This window comes from Mesorhizobium sp. WSM1497 (assembly GCF_001672455.2).
Lineage (GTDB): Bacteria > Pseudomonadota > Alphaproteobacteria > Rhizobiales > Rhizobiaceae > Mesorhizobium > Mesorhizobium ciceri.
In genome coordinates this window covers 1,749,463-1,764,120 of record NZ_CP021070.1, presented here as the reverse complement: position 1 = coordinate 1,764,120, position 14,658 = coordinate 1,749,463, and the positions used below count along the sequence as shown (strand labels likewise).

At 65.3% G+C, this 14,658-nt stretch carries 14 protein-coding genes; 5 read left to right on the top strand and 9 right to left on the bottom strand.

Annotated elements, in window-relative coordinates:
* Nucleotides 1-113 precede the first annotated feature (113 nt).
* The 4 genes from A9K65_RS08615 to A9K65_RS08600 are packed head-to-tail and all read left to right on the top strand — an operon-like array spanning nt 114 to nt 3,623.
* Entirely contained in the window at nt 114-1,100 is a 987-nt protein-coding gene (locus tag A9K65_RS08615) for an ABC transporter permease (RefSeq protein ID WP_063173125.1), read from the top strand.
* On the top strand, nt 1,097-1,927 hold the full coding sequence (locus A9K65_RS08610; protein ID WP_064995527.1) for an ABC transporter permease: 831 nt from the start codon (nt 1,097-1,099) through the stop codon (nt 1,925-1,927). Before A9K65_RS08615 ends, A9K65_RS08610 begins: the two co-directional genes overlap by 4 nt.
* The gene (locus A9K65_RS08605) at nt 1,924-2,826 is read left to right on the top strand and encodes an ABC transporter ATP-binding protein (protein ID WP_064995526.1); all 903 of its coding nucleotides are present in this window, start codon (nt 1,924-1,926) and stop codon (nt 2,824-2,826) included. Before A9K65_RS08610 ends, A9K65_RS08605 begins: the two co-directional genes overlap by 4 nt.
* Entirely contained in the window at nt 2,823-3,623 is an 801-nt protein-coding gene (locus tag A9K65_RS08600; RefSeq protein ID WP_064995525.1) for a dipeptide/oligopeptide/nickel ABC transporter ATP-binding protein, read from the top strand. The genes A9K65_RS08605 and A9K65_RS08600 overlap by 4 nt, the downstream gene beginning before the upstream one ends.
* A gap of 25 nt (nt 3,624-3,648) precedes the next feature.
* On the opposite strand, the gene A9K65_RS08595 is transcribed toward A9K65_RS08600, so the two are convergent.
* Nucleotides 3,649-4,260 carry an NAD(P)-dependent oxidoreductase gene (locus tag A9K65_RS08595; RefSeq protein ID WP_027161273.1) on the bottom strand — a complete coding sequence of 204 codons (612 nt, stop codon included), beginning with the start codon at nt 4,258-4,260 and terminating at the stop codon, nt 3,649-3,651.
* A 37-nt stretch (nt 4,261-4,297) separates the two neighbouring features.
* Nucleotides 4,298-4,936 carry a DsbA family protein gene (locus A9K65_RS08590; RefSeq protein ID WP_024504444.1) on the bottom strand — a complete coding sequence of 213 codons (639 nt, stop codon included), beginning with the start codon at nt 4,934-4,936 and terminating at the stop codon, nt 4,298-4,300.
* A 133-nt stretch (nt 4,937-5,069) separates the two neighbouring features.
* Between A9K65_RS08590 and A9K65_RS08585 the strand changes: the two genes are divergently transcribed.
* On the top strand, nt 5,070-5,987 hold the full coding sequence (locus tag A9K65_RS08585) for a LysR family transcriptional regulator (protein WP_064995524.1): 918 nt from the start codon (nt 5,070-5,072) through the stop codon (nt 5,985-5,987).
* Nucleotides 5,988-5,999: 12 nt separating this feature from the next.
* Here the strand turns inward: A9K65_RS08585 and A9K65_RS08580 are convergent, their stop codons facing one another.
* From A9K65_RS08580 to A9K65_RS08550, 7 genes are read right to left on the bottom strand one after another with little or no spacing between them, the layout of a single operon-like run.
* Nucleotides 6,000-7,616 carry a GMC family oxidoreductase gene (locus tag A9K65_RS08580; protein ID WP_064995523.1) on the bottom strand — a complete coding sequence of 539 codons (1,617 nt, stop codon included), beginning with the start codon at nt 7,614-7,616 and terminating at the stop codon, nt 6,000-6,002.
* Nucleotides 7,613-9,127 carry an FGGY-family carbohydrate kinase gene (locus A9K65_RS08575; RefSeq protein ID WP_064995522.1) on the bottom strand — a complete coding sequence of 505 codons (1,515 nt, stop codon included), beginning with the start codon at nt 9,125-9,127 and terminating at the stop codon, nt 7,613-7,615. The genes A9K65_RS08580 and A9K65_RS08575 overlap by 4 nt, the downstream gene beginning before the upstream one ends.
* 22 nt (nt 9,128-9,149) lie before the next feature.
* Entirely contained in the window at nt 9,150-9,968 is an 819-nt protein-coding gene (locus A9K65_RS08570) for an aldolase (RefSeq protein ID WP_198327620.1), read from the bottom strand.
* Nucleotides 9,969-9,982: 14 nt separating this feature from the next.
* The gene (locus A9K65_RS08565) at nt 9,983-11,680 is read right to left on the bottom strand and encodes a glycerol-3-phosphate dehydrogenase/oxidase (protein WP_064995520.1); all 1,698 of its coding nucleotides are present in this window, start codon (nt 11,678-11,680) and stop codon (nt 9,983-9,985) included.
* A gap of 21 nt (nt 11,681-11,701) precedes the next feature.
* Entirely contained in the window at nt 11,702-12,697 is a 996-nt protein-coding gene (locus tag A9K65_RS08560; RefSeq protein ID WP_064995519.1) for an aldo/keto reductase, read from the bottom strand.
* Nucleotides 12,694-13,674, bottom strand: a complete 981-nt coding sequence (locus A9K65_RS08555; RefSeq protein ID WP_024504451.1) for a sugar-binding transcriptional regulator — start codon at nt 13,672-13,674, stop codon at nt 12,694-12,696. Before A9K65_RS08555 ends, A9K65_RS08560 begins: the two co-directional genes overlap by 4 nt.
* 25 nt (nt 13,675-13,699) lie before the next feature.
* Entirely contained in the window at nt 13,700-14,623 is a 924-nt protein-coding gene (locus A9K65_RS08550; protein WP_224674565.1) for an ABC transporter permease, read from the bottom strand.
* Nucleotides 14,624-14,658: the final 35 nt, after the last annotated feature.

Genomic DNA, 14,658 nt, shown 5'->3' with positions numbered 1-14,658 from the left:
GAAGCCAAAAGAGACAGCCGATCTCCCCCCTTGAGGGGGAGATGTCCGGCAGGACAGAGGAGGGTGCCTAGGCGCGGTCCTAATCAACGTATCGCCAACCCATCGACGCCCCCATGAACCGCGCCCTCACCCTTCTCCGCCGCCGCCTCGTCGGCAGCGTCTTCGTGCTGCTGATCGTCGTCATCGGCACGTTCCTTTTGCTCGAGGCCGCCCCCGGCGACGCCGTCGACGCCTACATCGTCTCGACCGGCGGCGACGCCGGCATGATCGAGCTGTTGCGCCATCGCTGGGGCCTCGACCAGTCGGAACTGACGCGGCTGGCAAACTATCTCTGGGCGCTGTTGCATCTCGACCTCGGGCAGTCGGTGACCTTCTCCAGGCCGATCCGCGACGTGATCCTCGAACGCCTGCCCAACACGCTGCTGTTGATGGTCAGCGCCACCGCGCTCTCCTTCGGGCTCGGCTCGGCACTCGGCATCTATGCCGGCGCGCGGCCCGGGAGTTTGCGCGACCGCCTCCTGTCGATCGGCTCGCTGGCGCTCTATGCCGTGCCGGGTTTCTGGCTCGGACTGGTGCTGATCGTCGTCTTTGCCGTCGACCTGCGCTGGCTGCCGATCGGCGGCATCGAGACCCTGGCTTCCGACAAGACCGGCCTTGACCGCGCAGCCGACATCGCCGTCCATCTTATCCTGCCTGTTTCGGCCCTCGGCTTCATCTACCTGGCGCTCTATCTGCGCATGATGCGCGCCGGCATGGCCGAGGTCTGGCGGCAGGATTTCGTCTTGGCCGCGCGCGCCAAGGGATTATCACGCCGCCGCATCGTGCTCGCCCACGTCGCCCGCAATGCACTGCTGCCGCTGGTCACCATGCTCGGCCTGCAGTCGGCGCAGATGCTCGGCGGCAGTGTCGTCATCGAGAGCGTCTTTTCCGTGCCCGGCCTCGGCCGGCTGGCGCAGGAGGCAGTCGCCTCCCGCGATACGCCGCTTCTGCTCGGCATTATTCTCACCAGCGCCGTCCTGGTCATTGTCATCAACCTTGCCGTCGACATCGCCTATGCCTTCCTCGACCCGCGCGTCGGCGCCAGCGAGGCCGGCGCATGAGTGCCCTCCGCCGCTTTCTGCGCACGCCCGAGGCGGTCGCCGGCGCCATCCTCCTGGCGGCGCTGATCGCCATGGCGCTGTCGGCGTCGCTGCTGTTCCCCGGCGATCCGCAAGCGATTGCCGGGCCGGCGCTGCTGCCGCCGTTCCAGGACTGGTCGCTCCCGCTTGGCACCGATCGGCTTGGTCGCGACGTGCTGGCCGAGCTTTTTCATGGCGCCCGCACATCGCTGGCTGTCGGGATCGCCGCCGCGGCCGCCGCACTTGTCGTCGGGGCAGTGGTCGGCACATTGGCCGGCTTTGCCGGCGGCCTCGTCGACGAGGTGCTGATGCGCATCACCGACGCCTTCCAGACCGTGCCGAGTTTCCTGCTGGCACTGGCCTTCGTCAGCGTCGTCGGACCGTCGCTCGGCATCGTCGTGATCGCCATCGCGCTCGGCACCTGGACCGGACCAGCCCGTGTCGCCCGCGCGGAAGTCCTCTCCATTCGCGAACGCGATTATGTCGCCGGCGCCAGGGTCATCGGCATGCACCCGCTGGCGATCGCCTTTCGCGAGGTGCTGCCCAATGCCTTGCCGCCGGTGCTGGCGATGTCGTCGGTGATCGTCGCCGCGGCGATCCTCACCGAGGCGGCCTTGTCGTTCCTCGGCCTGGGCGATCCCAACCGGGTCACCTGGGGCGGCATGATTGCCGAGGGCCGCGCTGTCCTGCGCACCGCGCCCTTCTTGTCGATCGTCCCGGGCATAGCACTGGTGCTGACCGTGCTCGGCGTCTATCTCGCCGGTGAAGGCCTCGTCGAGACGACGGCGGTCAGGAGAGGCATGTCGTGACCACCCTGGCTTCGATCCGCGACCTGACGGTGACCTACCGCCGCAACGGCAACGAGGTGGCGGCGCTGAAGGATGTCGGCCTCGACATAGAGGCTGGCGAGCGCTTGGCCATCATCGGCGAAAGCGGTTCGGGCAAGAGCACGCTGGCGCTGGCGATTGCAGGGCTGCTGCCGGCAAGCACCAAGACTGAAGGAAAGATCGATTGGTTCCTACCGTCGGCGTTGGGCGCCAAGGCACCCCCCTCTGTCCTGCCGGACATGTCCGGCAGGACAGAGGGGGGCCTCGTAGAGCATAGACCGCAAAAGCTCTTCACCAGATCAAGTCACCCTCCCCGCGGCGGCCGCGATATCGGCTTCGTCTTCCAGGACCCATCCGCCAGCCTCGACCCCGTAATGCCAATCGGCAAACAAGTCGCCGAAGTCGCCCGCACCCATCTCGGCCTCACCTGGCCGCAGGCATACACGCAAGCAAAAACCCTGCTCGAACGCGTCCGGCTGCCCGATCCTCACTCGGCCTTGCGCGCCTTCCCGCACCAGCTTTCCGGCGGCCAGAAGCAGCGTGTGGCGATCGCCGCCGCCATTGCGGCCGGTCCGAAATTGCTGATCGCCGACGAAGCGACCAGCGCGCTCGATACCATCGTGCAGGCCGAGATCGTCGCCTTGATCCGACGCCTGGTGACCGAGGACGGCATGACGCTGCTGTTCATCAGCCATGACATCGCGCTGGCGGCCGAGCTTGCCGGGCGCATCGCCGTTTTCCGCCATGGGCAGTTGGTCGAGCTTGGCATGACGGCGCAGATTGTCGGCGCCCCGGCCCAGCCCTATACGCGCGCATTGCTCGATGCCGATATCGGCCTCGACACCAAGCCGCTGCTGAACCGAGCCGGGCTCCACGCATGAGCCTGCTGGCGGTGTCCAACCTCACCAAGCACTACCGTCGCGGCGGCGACACCATCGCTGCAGTCGACGATGTCTCCTTTCACATCGAGCCGGGTGAAACGCTGGCGTTGGCCGGACCCTCCGGCAGCGGCAAATCGACGATCGCGCGGGTGGTGCTGCGATTGATCGAGCCGGACGACGGACGCATCGAGTTCGAAGGCGACGATTTCCTGGCCCTGCGCAGCGCAGCACTGCGTGCCCGCCGCGCGCGCCTGCAAATGGTGTTCCAGGACCCGCTTGCCGCCTTCAACCCGCGCGCCACGGTGGCGCGTGTGCTCGACGATCCCTTGCGCATCCATGGCATCGCTTCCCGCAGCGAGCGCCCGCGCCGCATCGCCGCCTTGCTGGAGCGCGTCGGGCTGACGGCGGACCTCGCCCCGCGTGCCATCCACGAAATTTCAGGCGGTCAGCGGCAGCGCGTCGCCATTGCCCGCGCCATCGCCACGAAGCCGTCGCTGATCGTGCTCGATGAAGCGGTGTCGGCGCTCGACGTTTCCGTGCGCGGGGAGATCCTCGAGCTTTTGCTCGACCTGCAGCGCCAGGAAAAGATCGCCTATCTCTTCATTTCACATGATCTCGGCGTCATCCGGTCGGTCGCCCACCGCGTCATCCTTCTCGACGCCGGCCGGGTTGCCGAGAACGGCGATGCCCGAACCGTCATCGACGCACCGCAATCGGCCATCGGCAAGGCGCTGGTGGCGGCAGCACCGAGATTGAACCGGACCCTGATGCGGCTGGCGTCGGCCGGCCTCGATTGAGACCCGGCCGCCACCACCCGTTCGCTCAATAGCCGACGGTGAAGCGCTGCCTGATATGGGCCGGCTTCTCGATCTCGTCGACCATGACGATCGCGTAGTCCTCGAAGGAAATGCTGCTGCCCTTGTCGGAGGCGAGAAGCGTGTCCTTGCCGAGGCGGAATTTGCCGGTGCGCTCGCCAGGCACGAACATCGCGGATGGCGACAGGAACGTCCAATCGAGGTCGTCGACCGTCTTCAATCTGTCTAGGAAGTCGGCGCCCTTCTGCGCTTCTGCCTTGTAGATCGCCGGGAAGTCGGGGCTATCGACCAGCCGCTTGCCGGGCGCGACTTCGAGACTGCCGGCGCCGCCGACGACGAGATAGCGCTTCACGCCGGAGGCGCGCACCGCCTCGATCAGCGCATCGGTATCGCTGTCCAGGAAATGCACAGAGCTGATCACAGCGTCATGGCCGCGGATCAGGTCCGCGAGACCTTCTGTGTCGAAGACATCGCCCTTCCTGGCCGTCACGCCCGGAAGCGCGACAATCTTTTCCGGGTTGCGCGCGATGCCCGTGACGGTATGGCCGCCATCGGAGAGTTCCCTGAGAAGGCGCGAACCGACAGCGCCCGATGCACCAATGAGAGCGACTTTTGCCATGTCTGTTTCCTTATGCTTGGGGGTCTGGAGGATGGGGTCACGCCGCCGCGATGTGGGCGACGAGATTGTCGAAGCTGCCGAACAGCGCGTTCGAACCGATGAGCCGGGGCGCGTCGTTGCGGATGACCGCGAGCGAAGGCACGCCATCGGCATGCAGGCGCTGGAACAGCGCACGGCCACGGCCAACCTGATCGCGGTGAGCCGCCAGCAATGTTTCGGTCGGCGCCTTGAGCATTTCGGCGGCGTCCGCCATGCCGTCGGCGGCGAGCACCTCGGCCACACCGCCGATCGTCACGACATCGCGTCCTTCTACATAGCGCGCATGCTGGATCGTCTTCAGCGCCGCAAACCGGCGGCTAGGGTCCTCCAGGCCAGCGGCAGTGATGCCGAGTGTGGCGGCATGTGAGTCGAGCAGGGTGCCACGGACATTGAGGACATTGTGCCGGTAGGCCGGCGTGAACGATTGTCCGGTCAGGCGCTCGATGCGCTGGTCGTTCGCCCAGGCGTGCGCCGCAAAACCTTCATCCATCGGACGCGCGCCGGCGCCGGAAAACAGGCCGGTCGGCAGCAGCTCGACGCGCACGCCGGCGGCCGACAACCGGCCGAGCATCCGGGTGGCACCATAGCACCAGCCGCAGAGCGGATCGAAAAGATAGGTCACTTCTGAATTGTTCATAATCGCTGCTACCCATGATCCGGCTGCCGGCTTGATCGAATGCCGTTGGCTGATATGTGGCAGGTGGGGGTCTTGCGATAAATGGCACCCAATAATACAAACTGTATGATCTGATCATACAAATGGCAGCAGCTTGGCCGAACTTCTGAACCTCAATCGGCTCGCCTACTTCACCACGGTGATGGAAACCGGCTCGTTCACGGCCGCAGCCAACCGGCTTGGCGTCGCCAAGGCCGTGGTCAGCCATCAGATCGGCAAGCTCGAAGAGGAACTGGGCGCAACGCTGCTGCAGCGCACGACCCGGCGTGTCACGCCGACCGAAGAGGGGCGCCTCTTCTATGACCGCGCGATGATCATCCTGCGGGAAGCGGAGGCCGCCTATGGCGAAATCTCGCGCGGGGCCGTCGAACCGAGCGGAACGCTGAGGCTGACGGCGCCGCTCGACTACGGCACCAAGATGGTGGCTCCGGTCATGGCGGCCTATCTCAGAACCTATCCGCAGATGCGCGTCGAGGCGATCTTCGACGACGCCGTCAGCAATCTGGTGGACGAGCAGATCGATCTCGGCATCCGCGTCGGCTGGCTCACCGATTCCTCGAACCAGGCGCGGCGGCTGGGGACGATCCGGCAAATCGTGGTGGCGAGCCCTGGCTTCGCGGCGAGCCTGCCGCCGGACCTGACGCCGCGCCAGGCAAGATCGCTGGCCTGGGTCGGCAACACCCAGTTGCGCGGCATCGGCCAATGGCTGTTTTCCAGGGATGGCGAAACGGTGCTGACCGAGCTCAATCCGGTCCTCATGTGCGACAAGAGCCCCGCCGCCCTTGCTTGCGTGCTCGTCGGCATCGGGCTGGGCGTCTTTCCGGACTACAGCGTCAGCGACGATATCGCCGAGGGGCGGCTGGTGCCGGTATTTGCCGACTGGAGCCTGCCGTCAGGCGGCATCCACGCAGTCTTTCCGCCGGCCCGGTTCCGGCCCGCCAAGGTTCGCACCTTCGTCGATCTGCTCGCGGCGGCCGAGAAGCGGCGATCGCGCGGCGTCGCCACGGCTTGAAGCCGATAGCGGTCAGCGGGCCTCTTGCAGGATCATCTCGGCTGCCTTCTCCGCGATCATGACGACCGGCGAGTTGGTGTTGCCCGAGACGATTGTCGGCATGATCGAGGCATCGACCACGCGCAGCCCGGCAAGCCCGTGAACACGCAGGCCGTCGTCGACCACCGCCATCGTATCCGAACCCATCTTGCAGGTGCCGACGGGGTGGAAGATCGTCGTGCCGATATCGCCGGCCTTGCGGATGAGCTCTTCATCGCCGTCATACTGCGTGCCGGGCAGCATCTCTTCCGGCGCAAAGCGCGCCACCGCCCGAGCCTTCATCAAACTGCGGACATGGCGCAACGACGCGACGGCCACGCTGCGGTCTCCCTCGGTGGAAAGATAGTTCGGCCGGATCTTCGCCGTCTCCCGCGCGTCGGACGAACCCATGTGCACGCTGCCCCGGCTTTCCGGACGCAGATTGCAGACCGAGACGGTGACCGCGGGAAAGCGATGCAGCGGCTCGCCCAGACGGTCGGTGCTCAGCGGTTGCACATGATATTCCAGATCGGGCGTTGCGAGGCGCGGATCGCTCCTGGCGAAGATGCCGAGCTGGCTTGGCGCCATCGACAGCGGCCCGCTGCGCTTGAGCGCGTATTCCAGCCCCATCGACGCACGGCTGACCAGATTGTGGTAACGCTGGTTGAGCGTGGCAGTGTTGGCGACCTTGAAGACGGTGCGGATCTGCAGATGGTCCTGCAGGTTTTCTCCGACGCCCGGCAAAGCATGACGAACATCCACGCCGATGCCCGAGAGCAGGTCGGGGCGACCCACCCCCGACAGTTCGAGCAGCTTGGGCGAGTTGATGGCGCCGGCCGCAAGGATCGTCTGTCCAGCGCGGACCTGATGCAGGCGGCCGCCTTGGCGGAAAACCAGTCCGGTGACGCGCCGGCCGTCGAATTCGAGACGTTCGGTCTCCGCGCCGAGCACTACGCGCAGGTTCTTGCGCCCCGCTATGCCACGCAGGAAGGCCTTCGATGTGTTCCAGCGCACGCCCTTCCTCTGGTTGACCTCGAAATAGCCCGAGCCTTCATTGGTGCCGGTGTTGAAGTCTTCGGTGCGCGGAATGCCGAGTTCCTCGGCCGCGTCCCGGAAGGCGTCGAGGATCGGCCATGAAAGCCGCTGCCGTTCGACCCGCCACTCGCCGCCGCTGCCGTGCATGGCGCCTTTGCCGCCGTGATAATCTTCCGATTTGAGGAAATAGGGCAACACGTCGTCCCAGCCCCAGCCGGCATTGCCGGCCTGGCGCCAGCCATCATAGTCGGCAGCCTGGCCGCGCATGTAGATCATGCCGTTGATCGATGAACAGCCGCCAAGCACCTTGCCGCGCGGATAGTTGAGGCTGCGTCCGTTGAGACTGGCTTCCGGCTCGGTCTTCATCATCCAGTCGGTACGCGGGTTGCCCATGCAGAAGAGGTAGCCGATCGGGATATCGACCCAGTGATAGCGGTCGCTGCCGCCGGCCTCGAGCAGCAGCACCTTGTTGCGCGGATCGGCCGAGAGCCGGTTGGCGAGCACGCAGCCGGCGGAGCCGGCACCGACGATGACGTAGTCGTAACTGCCGAACGGAGACGGTGAAGCTTCGGTCACGTGCGCGCCTGCTGTCCGGCGATGCGCTCCCACATCGGGGTCATCGCCTGGTTGATCTCGCCATAGAGTCGATACCGCCGTGCGTATGCGTGAGCAACCGTCTCGTTGGGTACAAAATGTCGGGCGGCCGCTGTCATGGCGGCTGCACCGGCACTGTAGTCCGCGAAAATGCCGACGCCGGTGCCCGCCGCGATCGCCGCTCCCAGCGCGCCGGTTTCGCGGCTGCGCGCCACGGTGACGGGCACGCCGAGCACATCGGCGAAAATCTGCGGCCAGACGCTGCTGCGCGAGCCGCCGCCGGACAGCACCACCTGGTCGAAATCGGCGCCCGCTTTGTGCAAGGTCTCGACATGGCGCTTGTGCTCGAAGGCGACACCCTCGAACAGCGCACGCAGCAGATGGGCTCGGCTGTGCCAGCCGGCGATGCCGTAGAAGCCGGCGCGCGCATGGCCATTCTGCTGCGAGCCATAAAGGAAGGGATGATAGATCGGGATGTCGCTGTTGGGATCGACGGACGCCACCAGTTCGCTGCACAATTCGAATGGCGACTTGCCGGCTTCGCCGCCATGTTCGAGGAATTCGCGAACGATCCATTCGAGATTGGCGGCCGAGGTGGCACTGGATTCGATCGCCAGATAGCGCTGGCGATCGAAAGTCGACAGCATGAAGATCGAAGGGTCGCGGATCGGCTTGTCGGTGATGACCTGGTTGATGCTCCAGGTTCCGGCGATGACCGAGGCGGCACCGGTTCTGGTCACGCCCGAACCGACCGCGCTGGCGACGACATCGAACAGCCCGGCAACGACCGGCGTGCCGGCGCGCAGTCCCGTCAGGGCCGCCACCTCCGCGCTGACATGGCCGGCAATGTCGGCCGATTCCAGCACTGGCGGCAGCAGGTCCATGCAATCGCCGAGCCCATAGGCGGCAAGCAGGTCCGGCTCGTAGCGGCGGTCCTGCATCTGCAGCAGGCCGCAGCCCGACATATCTGAAGTATCGCTGCTGCGCGCATCTGTCAGGCGGTTGACGACGAAATCCTTGCACAGGAACACAGTTCCGATGCTGGCAAACAAAGCCGGCGAAAAGCGCTTGAGCCAGGCAAGCAGGGTCGGCGTCTGCGCCGCCCACGGCCGCTGCAGGCAGTGTGCGTAGGTGCGGTCGCCGACATTCTGCTCTGCCCACTCGGCAACGATATCGACGGCGCGTGTGTCGAGCGACTGGATGCCGATCAATGGCGCGCCCGCACGATCGAGCGCGTAGAGCCCGTTGCCATGGCCGGCGCAGCCGATGGCGACGATCTCGCCGGCGTCGATACCGGCTTCAGCGATGCATTGACCAATGACCGAGACCGCATTGCGCCAGAGTTCGTCGAGGTCGCGTTCGACATGTCCGGGCTTTGGCATGGACGAGCGGCCGTCACGGGCGGCGAATGCCAGTTCGCGGCCCGACAGGTCGAAGAGAATGGCCTTGATGACGGTGTTGCCGGCATCGAGACCGAGGATATAGCTTGCCATTGGCGCCTCCCGAGACTGCAGCCTATGCCTGGTTGTACAGATCCCAGGCTGCGCCGCCATCGGCATCGTCGTGAATGATTGCCATCAGCCCGCGCACGACAGCGCTCGGGTTGGCATGCTGGTAGATGTTGCGGCCATAGACCATGCCAAGCGCACCCTGTGCCATCAAGGCGGCCGACTTGTCGAACACGGCACGCAGATCCTCCTTGCCGCCGCCGCGCACCAGCACCGGGCAGCGCGCCGCCTCGACAACGCGGTGGAAGTCGTTGGGATCGGTGGTCGGGTCGGCCTTGACGATATCGGCACCCATCTCGCGGGCAAGCCGGGTCAAGGTGACGATCTTATCGGCGTCGCCGTCTACCATGTAGCCGCCATGCTCGGTGACCGGCAGCATGGCCAGCGGCTCGATCATCAGCGGCAGGCCGTATTTCTCGCAATCGGCGCGCACGCGGGCGATGTTCTGCACGCATTGGCGGAACAGGTCCGGCTCGTCGGGTAGCATGAACAGATTGACCACGACGCAAGCCGCATCCATCTCGATGGCGCCAAGCAAGGGCTCGGCCTCGTTCTGCAGCACCGCCCACATCGCCCGGTGGCGTATCCTGTTATAGGGATTGCCCATGTCGATGCGCATCACCAGCGCCGGCTTGTCCTCGCCAGGCACGGCCTGCAGCAGGTCAACCTGGCCGTAGTTCATCTGGATGGCGTCGGGGCCGGCCTTGACCAGCTGGTTGACCACGCTGGCCATGTCTTCCAGCCCGGCAAGGAAACTCGGCTCGTTGCAGACGCCATGATCGATGGCGACGTCGAGGCAGCGGCCGCCGCCGAACAGCCGGTTCATACGGACTTTCTTGTTTACGCGCATAGGGCGCTCCTTTGATGTGTCTGGAGGTCGATGCCGTGCCGGTCGGCCAGCAAGGCGAGGAAGGTCGAGCGCTCGGTGGCAGCCTCGCTGGCGCTCCAGTCCTTGTGCGCCGCCAGCATGTCGAGAACGGCGTTGACGAGGTCGAAGCTGAGACCGCCTGAAATGGCGATGGTGGTGCGGCGCAAGAACAGGTCGGCAAGGCACTCGACCTGCTCGCGCTCGATGATGCGGCCTATCTCGCTTGCCGAATAGTCCGACAGTGGCAGCATCTGTTCGCCCGCCGGGTGCGAAACGAAATCCCTGGCCAACGTGCCATAGCGCTGCAGAAGCGTTTGCGCGCGCTCGACCGTCAGGCCATGCTCGGCGGCGAATGATGCGCACCAGGCGTCCGGATCGGCCGGAAAATCACGGCCGCCACCGATGGCCATGTCCTGCGTTCCCTGGCTGCGCGCGAGGCCGAGCCGCTTCAGTGCCATGTCGGCGGCCAGCGCTCCAAACGAACGGAAGGTGGTCCACTTGCCGCCGATCATGCACAGTGTCGCCGGCAGATGCCCGCTCGCTTCTACGAACTCGCAAAAATGATCGCGCGGTATGCGGCTGGTAAAACTGTCCTCGCTGGCGGGCAAGGGTCGCACGCCGGCGAAGCGGAACACGATCTGGTTTTCAGCTACTTTGATCGAGGGGAATACAAAGGCGAGCGACTGCAGGATGTAGCGCTGCTCGTCCTCCTCGCAACGCACCTTGTCCGGATCGTCGACCCGGATGTCGGTCGAGCCGATCAGCACCTTGCCGAGATAGGGAAACAGGATGCAGATGCGCCCGTCCTCGTTCTCGTAATAGACCATATGGCCGCCGAGCGCGTCGAACAGTTCTGCATTGTCGACGATGAGATGCGAGCCCTTGGTGCCGCCCATCATCGTCTGCGCCGCCGCCCCGATGGCCTTGTTGGTCAGGTCGATCCAGCCGCCAGTAGCGTTGATGACCAATTGCGCCCGTACCGGCAGTTGTTCGCCCGTCAGCGTGTCGGTAATGGCGAGGCTATCACCTGTCGACGATACCTGAGCGTAGTTCAAGGCGCGGGCGTTCGCCGCGCTCGCCGTGGCGTCCAGCAGCATCTCCAGGCCGAGGCGTTCGGGCCGGCTCACCCAGGCGTCGTAATAGGTCGCCGAATTGCGGATCGCCGGATTGATCGCCGGCCATTTTCTCAAGGTTTCGGCGCGGCCCCTGAACCTGTGCGTCGGCATCAAACGCCGTGCGGCGGTGAACAGGTCGTACATGGCAAGGCCGGTCTTGATGACCAGCGCACCACGCCGGCTCGGCCGCCGCGTCAGACCCAGGAAACGCACCGCACCGTTGGCAAGGCCGGAGAAAATGTCGAAGATCGGCACCGTCGTCGGCAACGGGGCCACATAGTGCGGGGCATTCCTCAGCAGCCGGTCACGTTCGAGCAGCGATTCGCGCACCAGTTTGAATTCGCCGTTTTCGAGGTAGCGCAGGCCGCCATGCACCATGCGTGAAAGGGCGGCACTGGCGCCGCTGCAATAGTCGCCCTTTTCCGCCAGCACGACATCGACGCCTTGCAGCGCCAGTTCGCGAAAGACGCTGATGCCGTTGATGCCGCCACCGATGACGAGCACGGCGATATCAGGCCGGTCGCGCAGACCGGCTAACGTATGGCTACGGTTCATCGGGGCTGTTGCCTTTTTTTCTCAGGCATCCATCGCGGTGAGATGCGCGGCTGCCGCGGCGTCGATTGCCGCAAGCTCGCCTGCCGCAAGCGTGATCTCCCCGGCCCGCGCATTGTCGAGCGCCTGTTCGGGATTGCGCGCGCCGCACAGGGCGAAGGTGATGCCCGGCTGGGCGAGCGTCCAGGCGATGACGATCTGCGCGGTCGACGCCTGGTGGCTCTCGGCGATAGGGGCGATGGCCTCCTTCAGCTTTGCCACCTTCTGTCGGTTGGCCGTGGAAAAGCGCGGGTTGTCCTTGCGCTGGTCGTCGCCGCCGAATGTGCGGCCGGGGTCGACCGTGCCGGTGAGCAGCCCCAGCGCCAGCGACGAATAGCTGAGCGTGGCGATGTCATGGCGGCGAGTGATCGGCAGCAGGCTGCTCTCGATGTCGCGGTCGATCATCGAATAGCGCTCCTGGATCGCATCGAGCTGGCCGGCATCGATATAATGGCCAAGATCCTCGGCGCTGATATTGCTGGCGCCGATGGCGCGGATCTTGCCGGCTGCCTTGAGCTTTTCCAATGCCGCCATCGTCTCGGCGATCGGCGTCGTCGGGTCCTGCCAATGGGTGATGTAGAGGTCGATATGATCGGTGCCGAGACGCCGCAGGCTCTGCTCGACCTCATAGGCGATGCCGTCGGCGCCGAGATAGCGATGCACTGGCTTGTCGTCCTGGTCGAAGAAATGCCCGCCCTTGCCCGAATGCCAGTTCAGCCCGCATTTGGTCGCGATCACCACCTTGTCGCGCTTGCCCTTGATGGCGGTGCCGACGATCGCCTCGCTGCGGCCAAGACCGTAGGCCGGCGCTGTGTCGATCAGGCTGAGGCCGGCATCGATCGAGGCTTCGATCGCCCGCACCGACTCCTTTTCGTCGGTGCCGCCCCACATCCATCCGCCAATCGCCCAGGTGCCCAGGCCCACGGCCGACGCCGATATGCCGGACTTGCCGATCTGCCGCTGGATCTGTCGAGAATTCATGCTGCCTCCTGTTCGGCCAGCTCGAGGATCTGGAGCCCCGTGGCCTCGTCCGTGACGATGGTGTCGAGATGATTTCCGCGCATTGCGGCGAGGATCGGCGCGACCTTGCTGGCGCCACTTGCAATGCCGATCGAGCGCGGGATGGTCGCGAACTCGTCAAGCGTCAGCGAGACCAGCGAACGGTTGAGCGAGTAATTGCAAAGCTTGCCCCGGCGATCGATGAGATGGGCGAGCAGCTCGCCTGTTGCCCCGGACTTCTCGATCGCCTGGCGATCGGCATTCGAGGACGGATGCAGGTCGTAGTAACTGGAATCGTCGGTCAGGATGGATCCGACACCCACCACCGCGACATCGGCCTCGCGCGCCTTGCGAAACACGTCTGCGACGGAGCTGATGCCCATCAGCATCTCGCGCTGCTGCGCGGTATCGGCAAACAACGGCGCATGGATCTGATAGGCGCGGCCGCCGAGCTTGTCGGCCATCAGCGAGGCGACATGGTTGACATCGGTGTAGTGCTTGCCCTGGACCAGCCCGGTGGCGGGAATGATTTCGACGTCGTAGCGGCGCCCCGGCTTGAGACCGGCGACCAGCGCGCTGACGCCCTTGCCGCCGGTGATCGAGATGGTGTCGCCGTCCTTGATGGTGTCGAGCAGCAGCCCAGCCGCAGCCTCGCCGACCCGCTGCAGGGCGGTGTGCGGATTTTCGGAGACCGACGGCACCACCATCGCCCGCTCGATGCCGCCCAGCGCCACCAGCCGCGCTTCCAGGTCGACCAGATGGTCGATCGGCGACTTGATCTTGATCTCGACGAGACCGAGCTGGTGACCGCGCTTGATCAGCCGGTTGACGGTCGCGTGCGAGATGCCGAGTTCCCCGGCGATCTCGGCCTGGGTCTTGCCTTCGACATAATGCAGGACAAGCGCCTGGTGCATCTGACGAACAGCGGCGATGTCGTCGCGGGTGTTGGGAGGGGCCATGGTCTTGTTTCGCCGCCTTTGAGGTTCAGGATTTCTTGCGGTGCAGGAAGTGATCGATCGACACCGCTGCCAGCAGGATGCATCCCTTGATCATGTCCTGCCAATAGACCGAGACATCGAGCAGGATAAGCGAGCTCGTCACCACCGACAGCAGAGCCATGCCGAGGATCGCCCCGAAGATGGTGCCCGAGCCGCCATTCAGCGAGGCGCCGCCGATGACGGCCGCGGCGATGATGTTGAGCTCCATGCCGGCGCCGAAGGTCGGCGTCGCCGCGCCGAAGCGCGCCATGTAGATGACGCCGGCCACTCCGGCGAGGGTCGAGCACAGCACCGTGACCCAGAACTTCACCTGATTGGTCCTGATGCCGGAGAACTGCGCGGCCTTCTCGTTGGAGCCGGTGTAGAAAACCTTGCGGAAGGCCGTGGCGCGACGCAGCAGGAAGTCGAAGATCGCCACCACGACGATGAAGATCAGGATGACATAGGGGATGTTGTTGAAACTGCCCTGGCCGATGGCCTTGAAGGCCGGCGGCAAGGTGAACAGCGACAGCGGCGTGCCCTTGGTGACCACCAGGCACATGCCGCGCACGATGACCATGGCGGCCAGCGACGTGATGAAATGATTGAGCCCTATCACGGTCACGAAGAAGCCCATGGCCGCGCCGATCAGCGCGCTGACGCCGATGCCGATCAGGCTTGCCGTCCAGGGATCGAGCCCGGCGAGGAACAGCGCACCCGAGACCACCATCGAGAAACACACGACGGAGCCGACGGAAAGGTCGATGCCGCCGACGATGAGCAGGACGGTCATGCCGACGACGACGATGCCTTCGATGGAGAAGCTCATCAGCATGGCGCGGAAATTGCCCCATGTCAGGAAGTGCGGCGAGGCGAAGCTCATGGCGATGCACAGCGCCAGGATGATGACGATCAGCCCGGCCTCGCGCATCGAGGCGAGGTGAGCGAAGTTGATGCGCCGCCCGG